Origin of the sequence: Citrobacter sp. C1 (genome assembly GCF_014596895.2) — a bacterium.
In the GTDB taxonomy this organism is placed as follows: domain Bacteria; phylum Pseudomonadota; class Gammaproteobacteria; order Enterobacterales; family Enterobacteriaceae; genus Citrobacter; species Citrobacter gillenii.
Window position 1 is genome coordinate 2209499 of record NZ_CP115035.1, and the last position, 13677, is coordinate 2223175.

Genomic DNA, 13677 nt, shown 5'->3' on the forward strand with positions numbered 1-13677 from the left:
TCGGCGGGGTTTTTTTATGACTGTTGCCGGGTGGTGGCGAATACGCCTTATCCGGCCTATGGGGTTTAGCTGTTTAGCTAAGGGTACTACAGGGAAGTGGTGGTGGGGGAAAAAGATGACTCAGCGCTGCGCCCTTCGGGTCGTTGCCTGCGGCAACGCTTTCTCGCTATGCTCGAATCGAACCTTAATCGAAGCTTCTCATCCTTCCCGCATGGGCAGAATATGGGGCATTGTGCTTTGATTTAGCTGAGGTATCACAGGGGATTGATGGTGGTGGGGGAAGGATTCGAACCTTCGAAGTCGATGACGGCAGATTTACAGTCTGCTCCCTTTGGCCGCTCGGGAACCCCACCAGGGGTAATTCAAATTGTAGGTAATGCTATGAGGATGGTGGTGGGGGAAGGATTATTCGTCGCTTCGCTCCTCACCCTTCGGGCCGTTGCCCTTAGCAACGTTCTCTCGCTTTAGCTCGAGTCGAACCTTAATCGAAGGTTCTCACCCTTCCCCGATAAGTGCAAACTTCAGCATTGCTCATCGAGTTAACTACATCGCTGTAGTGAATAATGGTGGTGGGGGAAGGATTCGAACCTTCGAAGTCGATGACGGCAGATTTACAGTCTGCTCCCTTTGGCCGCTCGGGAACCCCACCACGGGGTAATGCTTTTACTGGCCTGCTTCCTTGGGAAGCGGGGCGCATCATATCAAATGACGCGCCGCTGTAAAGCATTCCTTTGCTTAACGTAGATCGTTTGCGTGTTTTTCATCCGTAACGCAGTAAAGCTAATCAATTCATATTATTGGTGATTACAGAATAATCGTTCGGTTACCGTAAACAAAGACTCGCTGGGCCAGAACCTGATACAGCGCACGGCTTAACACATTCTTTTCTACGTCGCGGCCTGCGCGCATCATATCTTCTGCGGTATAGGTGTGATCAACGTGAATCACGTCCTGCATGATGATTGGACCTTCATCGAGGTTATCATTCACATAGTGAGCCGTTGCACCAATGATTTTGACGCCGCGCTCATAAGCCTGGTGGTACGGACGTGCACCAATAAAGGCAGGCAGGAACGAGTGGTGAATATTAATAATCTTATTCGGGAAGCGTGAAACAAATTCTGGCGTCAAGACACGCATATATTTCGCCAACACCACATAATCAGGCTGGTGGGCGTCGATGGCATCGGCCATGTTTTGATCGTGTTCTTCGCGGGTTAATCCTTCATGGCTGACTAGCTCAAAAGGAATATCAAAACGTTCAACCAACGAACGCAGCGTGTCGTGGTTGCCGATTACCGCCGCAATTTCAACATCGAGTCCACCGTAATTGGCTTTCATTAACAGGTCGCCCAGACAATGCGCTTCCTTGGTGACTAAGATAACGATGCGGCGACGGCCTGCTGGCGTAAGTTCGCGAATGGATCCTTCAGGCAGTGCGCTGTCGAGATCGGTCAGCAGCGTGACGTCATTAAAAATGCCTTCCAGTTCTGTACGCATAAAAAAGCGACCGGTACGGTGGTCAACAAACTCGTTGTTTTGCACGATGTTCAGTTCATGCTTGTAACAAATATTGGTGATGCGTGCGATCAAACCTTTTTGGTCGGGGCAGATAGTGCGCAGAACTTTACGTTGTTGTGAATGCATTGCCGGGGTATTCCTGTTGAAAATGTTTGCGTAATAGATGCTGTCGGGCGTGGGTTAGCCGCAGCACTTTTTAAATTTTTTACCTGACCCGCAAGGGCAGGGATCGTTACGGCCAATTTGCGGGCGCGTACCATCAATATAATACCACTGGCCGTTTTCTTTTAAAAAACGAGAGCGCTCAATAATGGCGCCCGTTTTCCCCTGTTCGGAAAACCGCGCCACAAAGCTGACATAGCCGGTATTTTCTGTGTCCGACGTTGCCTGTTCAAAAAGGGTAAGTCCAAGCCATTCGGTATGGGCAAATCCTGCGCTAATCTCATCGCGAAATGCAGCAGCATGACAGTCGGGGTGCCAGGTCTTAATCAGGTAATCTGCGTCTTTCATCACAAAAGCACAGTAACGAGAACGCATGAGGTGTGACGGCGTTGGTGCTACTTGCGCGCCAGACACATAACGGTAGCAACATAGGCTATACTCGACAGCGCTACCACAGGGACAAAGCTGAGACACAAAATACTCCCTGGAATAAAAAAACGGCGTAAAAACGCCACGGTAGCACTATGTTAACTGAGCCGTAGTGATGTTGCTACGTCTGCAAGCCAGGGGAAGTCTGTAGGTACAATGAGAAAAATAAAAATTGGGCTGGCGCTAGGTTCCGGCGCGGCACGAGGCTGGTCGCATATTGGTGTGATTAAGGCCCTTAAACATATGGGCATTGATGTTGATATCGTTGCAGGGTGCTCAATCGGTTCGTTGGTTGGCGCCGCCTATGCGTGTAATAAATTACCCGCCCTCGAGCAATGGGTCTGCTCGTTCAGCTATTGGGATGTTTTACGCCTGATGGATCTCTCCTGGCGCAGAGGCGGATTGCTGCGCGGTGAACGCGTGTTTAATCAATACCGCAACGTCATGCCTGTCGAGTCAATTGAACACTGCCAGCGCCGGTTTGCTACCGTCGCGACGAATCTGAGTACGGGTCGCGAACTGTGGTTTACCGAAGGTGATTTACACCTTGCCGTGCGGGCCTCTTGCAGTATTCCTGGTCTGATGTCCCCGGTTGCACATAATGGTTATTGGCTGGTTGATGGTGCGGTGGTTAACCCTGTGCCGGTTTCGCTGACGCGTGCGCTAGGCGCCGATATCGTCATTGCGGTTGACCTGCAACATGATGCGCACCTCATGCAACAAGATCTGCTCTCCTTTAACGTCAGCAATGATACCGACTCGAGTGATGACGAGCTTTCATGGCATGCGCGTCTGAAAGAGCGGTTGAGTAATATCACCGCCAGACGAACGGTCACTGCGCCCACGGCGATGGAGATCATGACCACCTCTATTCAGGTGCTGGAAAACCGGCTTAAACGTAACCGCATGGCCGGCGACCCGCCAGATATTCTAATTCAACCGTTTTGTCCGCAAATATCCACGCTGGACTTCCACCGTGCTGGTGCAGCTATTGCTGCCGGGCAGCTTGCGGTAGAGAAAAAAATGGATGAGTTGCTGCCACTGGTGAAGACCAACATCTAACGCATTTTTTATCAACACTTAAGTCAATTCTGACAGGCGTGAGTAGCAATAGCATGCCACTATTGATTAAAGCCAGTCAGGGGGGAGAATATGACGCAGCCATTGGTCGGAAAACAGATTCTTATTGTTGAAGATGAGCCTGTATTTCGCTCACTTCTGGACTCATGGTTTTCCTCTTTGGGAGCGACAACGGCTGTAGCGGGCGATGGGCTTGATGCGCTGGAATTATTGGGGCGCTTTACACCCGATCTGATGATCTGCGACCTTGCGATGCCGAGAATGAACGGTCTCAAACTGGTTGAATACCTGCGTAACCGTGGCGATCGGACGCCAATCCTAGTTATCTCCGCGACAGAAAATATGTCTGATATTGCCAAAGCACTTCGCCTCGGTGTGGATGATGTGTTGCTTAAGCCGGTGAAAGACCTTAACCGACTACGGGAAACGGTTTTTGCGTGCCTTTACCCCAACATGTTTAACTCGCGCGTTGAAGAAGAAGAGCGGTTATTTCGTGACTGGGATGCGATGGTCGGCGACCCCGCAGCAGCAGCAAAACTGTTACAAGAGCTACAGCCACCGGTTCAACAGGTGATTTCACAGTGTCGCATCAACTACCGTCAACTGGTTGCCGCCGATCAACCCGGCCTGGTCCTTGATATTGCGCCGTTGTCGGAACACGATCTTGCCTTCTATTGCCTGGATGTGACGCGGGCAGGGGATAATGGCGTGCTGGCGGCACTGTTGTTACGGGCACTGTTTAATGGGCTGCTACAAGAGCAACTGGCACATCAGAATCAACGGTTGCCGGAACTCGGTACGCTCCTGAAACAGGTTAATCATCTACTGCGACAGGCCAATCTACCGGGACAATTTCCGTTGCTGGTGGGTTACTACCATAGCGGTTTAAAAAATTTGGTCCTGGTCTCTGCGGGCCTGAATGCGACCTTAAATACTGGTAGCCACAACGTGCAAATCAGTAACGGTGTTCCGTTGGGAACGTTGGGGAATACGTACCTCAACCAACTAAGCCAACGCTGTGAGTCCTGGCAGTGCCAAATTTGGGGTGCCGGGGGGCGTCTGCGACTGATGTTGTCCGCAGAATGAACAATCGAGAGGCAGGGATTCAAATTGGCTCACCTCCCTGTCTTTTGCAGTGCTACTATCAGCGCCAGATTTATTCGTATTTATCTTAATTATACCGACGCGCGTCCTTTTCAGACCTGAAGCTTGTCGCGGTACTGATATACTCGGATGCGAAACAGATTGATGAACACGTTCAATACATGAACAGTCCAGGAGAGTTTTAAATGGCTGCCCTTAATTCGAAAGTCAAAAAAGCCGTTATCCCGGTAGCGGGATTAGGAACCAGGATGTTACCGGCGACCAAGGCAATTCCTAAAGAAATGTTACCGCTGGTTGATAAGCCATTAATTCAATACGTCGTCAACGAATGTATTGCCGCGGGTATCACTGAAATTGTCCTTGTGACTCACTCGTCTAAAAATTCGATTGAAAACCACTTCGATACCAGCTTTGAACTTGAAGCTATGCTGGAAAAACGTGTTAAGCGCCAGTTGCTGGAAGAAGTGCAATCTATTTGCCCACCGCACGTGACGATTATGCAGGTTCGTCAGGGTCTGGCAAAAGGTCTGGGTCACGCTGTATTGTGTGCGCACCCGGTTGTTGGTGATGAACCCGTAGCGGTCATCCTGCCGGATGTTATTCTCGACGAATACGAATCTGATTTATCCCGCGATAACCTCGCCGAAATGATTAGTCGCTTTGATGAAACAGGCAGCAGCCAAATTATGGTGGAGCCAGTAGAAGATGTGACGGCTTACGGCGTGGTGGACTGTAAAGGTGTGGAATTAGCGCCGGGCGAAAGCGTACCGATGGTCGGTGTTGTGGAAAAACCGAAAGCCGATGTCGCGCCATCTAATCTTGCGGTTGTAGGGCGTTATGTCCTGAGTGCAGATATCTGGCCTCTGCTGGCAAAAACGCCTCCGGGCGCAGGTGACGAAATTCAGTTGACCGATGCTATCGATATGCTGATTGAAAAAGAAACGGTTGAAGCCTATCACATGAAGGGCAAAAGCCATGACTGTGGTAATAAGCTGGGTTATATGCAAGCGTTCGTCGAATATGGTATTCGTCATAATACCCTTGGCGCTGAATTTAAAGCCTGGCTTGAAGACGAGATGGGTATTAAGAAGTAACATCACGTTATTAATCCGCATGCAACGGCGCTGTTTATCCAGCGCCGTTTTTTTATACCCCTATGGGTAGGTGTTATGCGAAGTACAGGTAAAAAAAATCCCGCCGTCGGCGGGATTTTAAGCAAACTAATTGTGGATTAATCCTTGATCAGGAAATCGTCCAGCTGTTTACCTTGTTCTTCCATCGCTTTTTTGATTACTGCCGGTGTACGACCCTGGCCGGTCCAGGTTTTCGTTTCACCGTTTTCGTCAACATAGCTATATTTAGCTGGGCGTGCTGCGCGCTTGGCTTTAGCACCGGTTTTAACCGCAGCCATGCTATTCAGCAGTTCGTTCGGGTCAATACCGTCAGCAATCAGCATTTCACGATATTGTTGCAGTTTACGAGTGCGCTCTTCAACTTCAGCAGCGGCAGCGCTTTCTTCTTCGCGACGCTCGCTAACGACAACTTCTAATTTTTCCAGCATTTCTTCAAGCGTTTCCAGAGTGCATTCTCTTGCCTGCGCACGAAGAGTACGGATGTTGTTCAGAATTTTAAGTGCTTCGCTCATTGTAGTAATCTCAAACTTATATTGGGTGGGGTTTGTTGAGCTAATAATAGAGCGATAAATTCAGATGTGCAATAGCCAGGAATGTAAGGAATTCAAAATTGCGCTTTATTTAGTATCTGCATTAATTCATTGTCGTTAAATTTCGTCTGGGAAAGGGCATAAAAAAGGCTTATTGGTGTGGGGGCTACTCTTCAGTCATGCAGGAAAATTCAAGATTCAGGTCACATTTTACAGCACGGTAATTGTATCTGTTTGCAGTAATTTCAACCTTTTGTATTAGTTTTGCTTACGGGAATTCACTATTACAGGGTGTTCGTAGGGGGATTCAATAACATTGAAAGCAAGGTTTCTTTATTGAACTGTGATGATAAGCACCGTTGATGAATTTCAAGGGCACTATTTGTGAAAGAATGTGTATATACCGTCATAAGTCAGATTATTCGAGCATTGGTGGTGTGCATCACTGCACGACCCATAACTTAAGTCTGTTTCCTGAACCTTACCGTAGTACGTCATATTTAGGAGGCTGATGAGTGATGCTGACGCGATTTTTTATACGTATGTGGGCGACAACGGTGCGCAGACATGTTTGTGAATTATGATACAATCGCGCCCATATTTATTTACTCAGGTGAGGGCTGACGGTCAATGGCACAGCTATATTTTTACTATTCTGCAATGAATGCGGGGAAGTCGACCGCTTTGCTGCAATCTTCATACAATTACCAGGAACGTGGCATGCGTGCCGTTGTATATACAGCGGAAATCGACGACCGGTTTGGAACAGGGAAAGTAAGTTCACGTATAGGTCTGTCGTCACCTGCAAAACTGTTTAACCAAAATTCATCATTGTTCGAAGAAATTCGCGCGGAGAATGCGCAGCAGAGAATACATTGTGTACTGGTTGACGAGTCACAGTTTTTGACACGCCAGCAGGTTTATGAATTATCCGAGGTTGTCGATCAGCTGGATATTCCGGTTTTGTGTTACGGGTTACGCACCGATTTTCGTGGTGAATTATTTGGCGGTAGCGAATACCTGCTTGCCTGGTCAGATAAATTGGTCGAATTAAAGACTATTTGTTTCTGCGGGCGGAAGGCGAGTATGGTACTACGTCTTGATCAAGCTGGACGACCTTATAACGAGGGAGAACAGGTGGTTATTGGTGGCAATGAACGCTATGTGTCGGTATGCCGCAAGCACTATAAAGAGGCGCAATCTGAGGGCTCTCTGACGGCCATTCAGGAACGGCACAGCCACGATTAATCTACGCTCGCCTGGGCGCTGTAACGCGCAGGGTAGACCACTGGCCATAAGTCAGAAGTACTACCCTACAATCACCTCTGTAGACCCTTTACGCGCATCCTCCTCCAATCTCCTACGGGCATGTCCATTCACCGCGATGGTCTGCATGAGTTTTTGCGCTGTGAAGGTGAGAATAAATCAGGCGAAAAAAAACGGTCCCCTAAAGGGACCGTTCGACGTGATACTACAGCTTAGATTTTTGAATTAAGCGGATTTCTTCGCTTTTTTCTCTGCTTTAGGCGCGGCGGCTGCTTCAGTTTTAGCGGCAGTTTCACCTTCGTTGTATTCGCGACCGTAGAAGGTATCCAGCAGGATCTGTTTCAGTTCAGAAATCAGCGGGTAACGCGGGTTAGCGCCGGTGCACTGGTCGTCAAACGCATCTTCAGACAGTTTGTCAACATGTGCCAGGAAGTCAGCTTCCTGAACGCCAGCTTCACGGATAGACTTAGGAATACCCAGTTCAGCTTTGATCTCATCCAACCATGCCAGCAGTTTCTGGATTTTCGCTGCGGTACGGTCGCCCGGTGCGCTCAGACCCAGATGGTCTGCGATTTCAGCGTAGCGACGACGGGCCTGCGGACGGTCGTACTGGCTGAAAGCAGTCTGTTTAGTCGGGTTGTCGTTCGCGTTATAACGAATAACGTTGCTGATCAGCAGGGCGTTCGCCAGACCGTGAGGAATGTGGAACTGTGAACCCAGCTTGTGCGCCATGGAGTGACATACACCGAGGAAGGCGTTAGCAAACGCGATACCGGCGATGGTCGCTGCACTGTGTACACGCTCGCGAGCTACCGGGTTCTTAGAACCTTCGTGGTAGGACGCAGGCAGGTTTTCTTTCAGCAGTTTCAGCGCTTGCAGAGCCTGACCGTCAGAGAACTCAGAAGCCAGTACGGAAACGTAAGCTTCCAGGGCGTGAGTGACGGCATCCAGACCACCGAACGCACACAGTGACTTCGGCATATCCATCACCAGGTTAGCATCGACAATCGCCATATCCGGGGTCAGCGCGTAGTCTGCCAGTGGATATTTCTGACCAGTAGCGTCGTCGGTTACAACCGCAAACGGGGTGACTTCAGAACCAGTACCGGAAGTGGTGGTGACGGCGATCATTTTCGCTTTCACGCCCATTTTCGGGAACTTGTAGATACGTTTACGGATGTCCATAAAGCGCAGCGCCAGTTCTTCGAAGTGGGTTTCCGGATGTTCGTACATGACCCACATGATTTTCGCTGCGTCCATCGGGGAACCGCCACCCAGCGCGATGATCACGTCTGGTTTGAAGGAGTTGGCTAGTTCAGCACCTTTGCGCACAACGCTCAGCGTCGGGTCAGCTTCAACTTCAAAGAACACTTCGGTTTCAACGCCCGCAGCTTTCAGAACAGACGTGATCTGGTCAGCGTAGCCGTTGTTGAACAGGAAGCGGTCGGTCACGATCAGCGCACGTTTGTGACCATCGGTAATCACTTCATCCAACGCGATTGGCAGTGAGCCACGGCGGAAGTAGATAGATTTCGGAAGTTTGTGCCACAACATGTTTTCAGCTCGCTTAGCAACGGTTTTCTTGTTGATCAGGTGCTTAGGACCAACGTTTTCAGAGATGGAGTTACCACCCCAGGAACCACAACCCAGAGTCAGGGATGGTGCAAGCTTAAAGTTGTACAGGTCGCCGATACCACCCTGAGACGCCGGGGTGTTGATCAGGATACGTGCAGTTTTCATCATCTGACCGAAGTGAGCAACGCGTTCTGGCTGGTTGTCCTGGTCAGTGTACAGGCAAGAGGTATGACCGATACCGCCCATAGCAACCAGTTTTTCAGCTTTAACAACTGCATCTTCGAAGTCTTTCGCACGGTACATTGCCAGCGTCGGAGACAGTTTTTCGTGAGCAAACGGTTCGCTTTCGTCGACAACTTTAACTTCACCAATCAGAATCTTGGTGTTAGTCGGCACGGAGAAACCAGCCAGCTCAGCGATTTTGTATGCCGGTTGACCCACGATAGCCGCGTTCAGCGCGCCATTTTTCAGGATGATGTCCTGAACAGCCTTCAGTTCTTTGCCCTGCAGCATATAGGCACCGTGGCTGGCAAAACGTTCGCGAACGGCGTCGTATACGGAATCTACTACCACAACGGACTGTTCAGATGCACAGATTACACCGTTGTCGAAGGTTTTAGACATCAGCACGGAAGCAACGGCACGTTTGATATCTGCTGTTTCGTCGATAACAACAGGGGTGTTACCTGCGCCAACACCGATTGCCGGTTTACCAGAGCTGTATGCTGCTTTAACCATACCAGGACCACCGGTCGCAAGGATCAGGTTAATGTCCGGGTGGTGCATCAGAGCGTTAGACAGTTCAACAGAAGGTTGATCGATCCAGCCAATCAGGTCTTTTGGTGCGCCAGCAGCGATAGCAGCCTGCAGAACGATGTCTGCCGCTTTGTTGGTTGCATCTTTAGCACGCGGATGTGGAGAGAAGATGATAGCGTTACGCGTCTTCAGGCTGATCAGCGATTTGAAGATTGCAGTAGACGTTGGGTTAGTGGTTGGAACGATACCGCAGATGATACCAATCGGTTCAGCGATAGTGATGGTCCCAAAAGTATGGTCTTCGGCCAGGACACCACAGGTTTTTTCATCTTTGTAAGCGTTATAGATGTATTCAGATGCGAAGTGGTTTTTAATCACTTTATCTTCGACAATACCCATGCCAGATTCGGCAACGGCCATTTTCGCGAGAGGAATTCGAGCGTCTGCGGCAGCCAGAGCGGCGGCGCGGAAGATTTTGTCAACCTGTTCTTGAGTGAAACTGGCATATTCACGCTGGGCTTTTTTTACGCGCTCTACAAGTGCGTTAAGTTCAGCGACATTAGTAACAGCCATGATGCTCTCCTGATAATGTTAAACTTTTTTAGTAAATCATCTGCTCGCTACGAGAGTATAGACAGATCGACGAAAATTTGTGTAACGTTTTGAAAATCAAACGGTTAATTAACGCCCGCCTTACATTGATTTACTAAAAGAGCTTATACGCTAGCGTATTCAACTCTAACGCGTTTTCTCCAGGTGGCGTAAGCAAGATTACTCACTTCTGAGTAGTGATTGCGTGATCTGGATCAAATTTACGCGAAGCTGACACCTTTCAGCAGGCTCTTTTAGTGTTTATCGGCAAGTGTTAACGAATTGATGGAATGAATGAGATTAACATTAGCATATTTCATACATATTAATAACACCGAGTATTGGTAGCACGTTTACAGAGATTAACGCAGATAGAAGGTGAAGAATGCTGCCAAAAAGCGTATCTTCAGCGCGGTTTTTAACATTTTTTATGACTCATTTTATCCGGCTAACGCTTCGGAGCTAACCGTGATCCATACGCTATTTGATTTTCCTCTTTACTTTAAGTTTTTCATTGGGTTATTTGCGTTGGTCAACCCCGTCGGGATCATCCCGGTCTTTATCAGTATGACCAGCTACCAAACCGCAGCGGCGCGTAACAAAACCAATCTGACGGCAAACCTGTCGGTGGCGATTATTTTGTGGACCTCGTTGTTTCTTGGTGATGCGATCCTGCAACTCTTCGGTATCTCGATTGATTCGTTCAGAATTGCCGGTGGGATTCTGGTGGTAACCATTGCAATGTCGATGATCAGTGGGAAACTCGGGGAAGATAAACAAAACAAACAGGAAAAGTCAGAGACTGCCATACGCGAGAATGTTGGTGTTGTTCCGTTGGCATTGCCGTTGATGGCGGGGCCGGGGGCGATAAGTTCAACCATCGTCTGGGGGACTCGCTATCATAGCGCATTAAACCTGTTCGGGTTCTTTGTGGCGATTGCACTGTTTGCCTTATGCTGTTGGGGACTGTTTCGTATGGCTCCTTGGCTGGTACGCCTGTTGGGGCAAACGGGTATTAACGTTATTACGCGTATTATGGGCTTACTGCTCATGGCGTTGGGGATTGAATTCATCGTCACCGGCATCAAATCTATTTTCCCGGGCTTACTGGCCTGACGGGACTGTTTTCAGTAAACGGAGCTGGCCCTCAGCTCCGTTCTTTTCATTATCAGTAAAACGTCTCACTAAAGTTGAAAATTAGCATTGAAATTGTAAAACATGCTGATTGCCAATCCATCTGTTACGCATTGATTTATAAGATAATAATTTTTATGGCTACGTCCCTGAATAGGGGACTTACTGTTATTTTTCTAACATTATACTCTGGGGCTTGCTGAAGGATTATCGAAATGTTATTAGTTATTTCAGTGTCTTTTTTAGAGTAATGTGCTAATTAATGACCAATTGTTAATTTTATGTAAATTATATCGGCATGTTGATACCGGACAGGGTAATCAACCGCTCAATGGATTTAATTCGTTATCTATCATGACATTAAGATTATTACCTCTCTTTTTGAGGACCATTGATGTGCGATTTTTTTTCGATAAAAGCGAATTGGTTAACAAATCTGTAAAATGTATTGGCGGTTAAGAAAGGCATTTGATACTTTCCGACCAGGTATTTTGCAGAAGATTTTACGTTGTTGAGAACTGTTTTCAGTTAGTTTCTCTCAATAGAGTAACCGCGTGTTTCCGACAGGGGAGACACGTAGAAAATCGACGCAAGGCGGTCGCTCGAACCGCCAGAATAAATAAAGTCGGTGATAGCAAGCAGTAAAACAATAAATCACCTGACGGCAGAAAATCTCCGGTGCCGTACAGGGATCCGTACAGGATTAACAGTCTGGTTAAAAAACCAGCCATAATAATGAGGGAGTACAAACACAATGACTAACATCACTAAGAAAAGTTTAGTAGCGGCGGGGATTCTATCTGCGCTTATCGCAGGAAATGTTGCCACGGCGGCAGAAGTACCTGCCGGTGTTCAACTTGCTGAGAAGCAAACGCTGGTACGCAATAATGGTTCGGAAGTTCAGTCTCTCGATCCGCACAAGATCGAAGGTGTGCCAGAATCCAACATTAACCGTGACCTGTTTGAAGGTTTATTAATCAGCGACGTTGATGGCAAGCCATCACCGGGCGTGGCGGAAAAATGGGAAAATAAAGATTTTAAAGTCTGGACGTTCCATCTGCGTAAAGACGCGAAATGGTCCGATGGCTCGCCCGTGACCGCGCAAGATTTTGTGTATAGCTGGCAACGTCTGGCGAATCCTAATACCGCTTCACCATACTCCAGCTATTTACAGTATGGGCACATCGTTAATATTGACGACATTATCGCCGGTAAAAAACCGGTCACCGATCTCGGTGTAAAAGCCATTGATGACCATACTTTTGAAGTTACCCTCAGTGAACCTGTTCCGTATTTCTACAAACTGCTTGTTCACTCATCCGTTTCCCCGGTGCCTAAAGCCGTGGTGGAAAAATATGGTGATAAATGGACCCAGCCCGCGAACATCGTTTCTAACGGCTCCTATAAATTAAAAGATTGGGTCGTCAACGAGCGCATCGTTCTTGAGCGTAATACTAACTACTGGGATAACGCCAAAACGGTGATTAACCAGGTAACTTATCTGCCAATTTCTTCTGAAGTGACTGATGTTAACCGCTACCGCAGTGGTGAAATCGACATGACCTACAACAACATGCCGATTGAGTTATTCCAGAAACTGAAAAAAGAGATCCCGAACGAAGTTCACGTTGACCCGTATCTGTGTACCTACTATTACGAAATTAATAACCAGAAGCCACCGTTCAACGATGTGCGTGTACGTACCGCCCTGAAGATGGCACTGGATCGTGACATTATCGTCAACAAAGTGAAGAACCAGGGCGACCTGCCAGCGTACAGCTTCACGCCGCCGTATACCGATGGCGCAAAACTGGTTGAGCCAGAGTGGTTCAAGTGGTCACAGGAAAAACGTAACGAAGAAGCGAAAAAACTGTTGGCTGAAGCTGGCTTTACCGCAGAAAAACCGCTGAGCTTCGACCTGTTGTATAACACCTCCGATCTGCACAAGAAGCTGGCTATTGCAGCCGCCTCTATCTGGAAGAAAAATCTGGGTGCCAACGTTAAGCTGGAAAACCAGGAGTGGAAGACCTTCCTCGATACCCGTCATCAGGGTAACTATGATGTTTCTCGTGCGGGCTGGTGTGCGGATTACAACGAACCGACTTCTTTCCTTAACATGGTGCTGTCAGACAGCTCCAACAACACTGTTCACTATAAGAGCGCGGCATTTGATAAGTTGATTGCCGATACGCTGAAAGTGACTGACGAAGCGCAGCGCAGCGAGCTGTATTCGAAAGCTGAGCAGCAGTTGGATAAAGACTCTGCGATTGTACCGGTGTATTACTACGTCAATGCGCGTTTGGTGAAACCATGGGTAGGCGGATACTCCGGTAAAGACCCGATGGATAATATCCACGTTAAAGACTTGTATATTATCAAGCATTAATGGCAAGACG

The 13677-nt window shown here is 48.3% G+C and carries 10 protein-coding genes, 2 tRNA genes and 2 other RNA genes; 6 read left to right on the plus strand and 8 right to left on the minus strand.

What is annotated here, in order from left to right; genetic code table 11:
- Positions 1 to 97: 97 nt before the first annotated feature.
- The 6 genes from IB214_RS10670 to IB214_RS10695 all read right to left on the minus strand — a co-directional run bounded on the left by IB214_RS10670 (position 98) and on the right by IB214_RS10695 (position 2157).
- A non-coding RNA gene (locus IB214_RS10670) (RtT sRNA) lies at positions 98 to 223 on the minus strand.
- A gap of 45 nt (positions 224 to 268) precedes the next feature.
- Positions 269 to 353: transfer RNA gene (locus IB214_RS10675), tRNA-Tyr, on the minus strand.
- Between the two features lie 35 nt (positions 354 to 388).
- A non-coding RNA gene (locus IB214_RS10680) (RtT sRNA) lies at positions 389 to 520 on the minus strand.
- Positions 521 to 564: 44 nt separating this feature from the next.
- Positions 565 to 649, minus strand: a tRNA-Tyr gene (locus IB214_RS10685).
- 155 nt (positions 650 to 804) lie between these two features.
- The gene (gene purU / locus IB214_RS10690) at positions 805 to 1647 is read right to left on the minus strand and encodes a formyltetrahydrofolate deformylase (RefSeq protein WP_096756789.1); all 843 of its coding nucleotides are present in this window, start codon (positions 1645 to 1647) and stop codon (positions 805 to 807) included.
- A 54-nt stretch (positions 1648 to 1701) separates the two neighbouring features.
- Positions 1702 to 2157: a YchJ family protein gene (locus tag IB214_RS10695; protein WP_115258303.1), complete on the minus strand. Its 456-nt coding sequence runs from the start codon at positions 2155 to 2157 to the stop codon at positions 1702 to 1704.
- A 111-nt stretch (positions 2158 to 2268) separates the two neighbouring features.
- Between IB214_RS10695 and rssA the strand changes: the two genes are divergently transcribed.
- The 3 genes from rssA (at position 2269) to galU (ending at position 5390) form a co-directional block, all read left to right on the plus strand.
- Positions 2269 to 3174, plus strand: a complete 906-nt coding sequence (gene rssA, locus IB214_RS10700; protein WP_115258304.1) for a patatin-like phospholipase RssA — start codon at positions 2269 to 2271, stop codon at positions 3172 to 3174.
- Between the two features lie 90 nt (positions 3175 to 3264).
- Positions 3265 to 4278 (plus strand): two-component system response regulator RssB, encoded by a 1014-nt coding sequence (gene rssB, locus IB214_RS10705; protein WP_096756792.1) that lies wholly within the window; start codon positions 3265 to 3267, stop codon positions 4276 to 4278.
- Between the two features lie 203 nt (positions 4279 to 4481).
- A complete protein-coding gene (galU, locus tag IB214_RS10710; protein ID WP_096756793.1) occupies positions 4482 to 5390 on the plus strand; it encodes a UTP--glucose-1-phosphate uridylyltransferase GalU in 909 nt (302 codons plus the stop codon).
- Positions 5391 to 5527: 137 nt separating this feature from the next.
- Here galU and hns read toward each other — a convergent pair whose 3' ends face one another.
- Positions 5528 to 5941: a histone-like nucleoid-structuring protein H-NS gene (gene hns, locus IB214_RS10715; protein ID WP_096756794.1), complete on the minus strand. Its 414-nt coding sequence runs from the start codon at positions 5939 to 5941 to the stop codon at positions 5528 to 5530.
- Positions 5942 to 6589: 648 nt separating this feature from the next.
- Between hns and tdk the strand changes: the two genes are divergently transcribed.
- Positions 6590 to 7207, plus strand: a complete 618-nt coding sequence (gene tdk, locus IB214_RS10720) for a thymidine kinase (RefSeq protein WP_115258305.1) — start codon at positions 6590 to 6592, stop codon at positions 7205 to 7207.
- A gap of 243 nt (positions 7208 to 7450) precedes the next feature.
- On the opposite strand, the gene adhE is transcribed toward tdk, so the two are convergent.
- Positions 7451 to 10129, minus strand: a complete 2679-nt coding sequence (gene adhE / locus IB214_RS10725) for a bifunctional acetaldehyde-CoA/alcohol dehydrogenase (RefSeq protein ID WP_096756796.1) — start codon at positions 10127 to 10129, stop codon at positions 7451 to 7453.
- A 486-nt stretch (positions 10130 to 10615) separates the two neighbouring features.
- Between adhE and IB214_RS10730 the strand changes: the two genes are divergently transcribed.
- Together IB214_RS10730 and oppA are read left to right on the plus strand one after the other, a co-directional pair.
- Positions 10616 to 11263: a YchE family NAAT transporter gene (locus IB214_RS10730; protein ID WP_115259934.1), complete on the plus strand. Its 648-nt coding sequence runs from the start codon at positions 10616 to 10618 to the stop codon at positions 11261 to 11263.
- 772 nt (positions 11264 to 12035) lie between these two features.
- The gene (gene oppA / locus IB214_RS10735; RefSeq protein WP_117342899.1) at positions 12036 to 13667 is read left to right on the plus strand and encodes an oligopeptide ABC transporter substrate-binding protein OppA; all 1632 of its coding nucleotides are present in this window, start codon (positions 12036 to 12038) and stop codon (positions 13665 to 13667) included.
- Positions 13668 to 13677 lie beyond the last annotated feature (10 nt).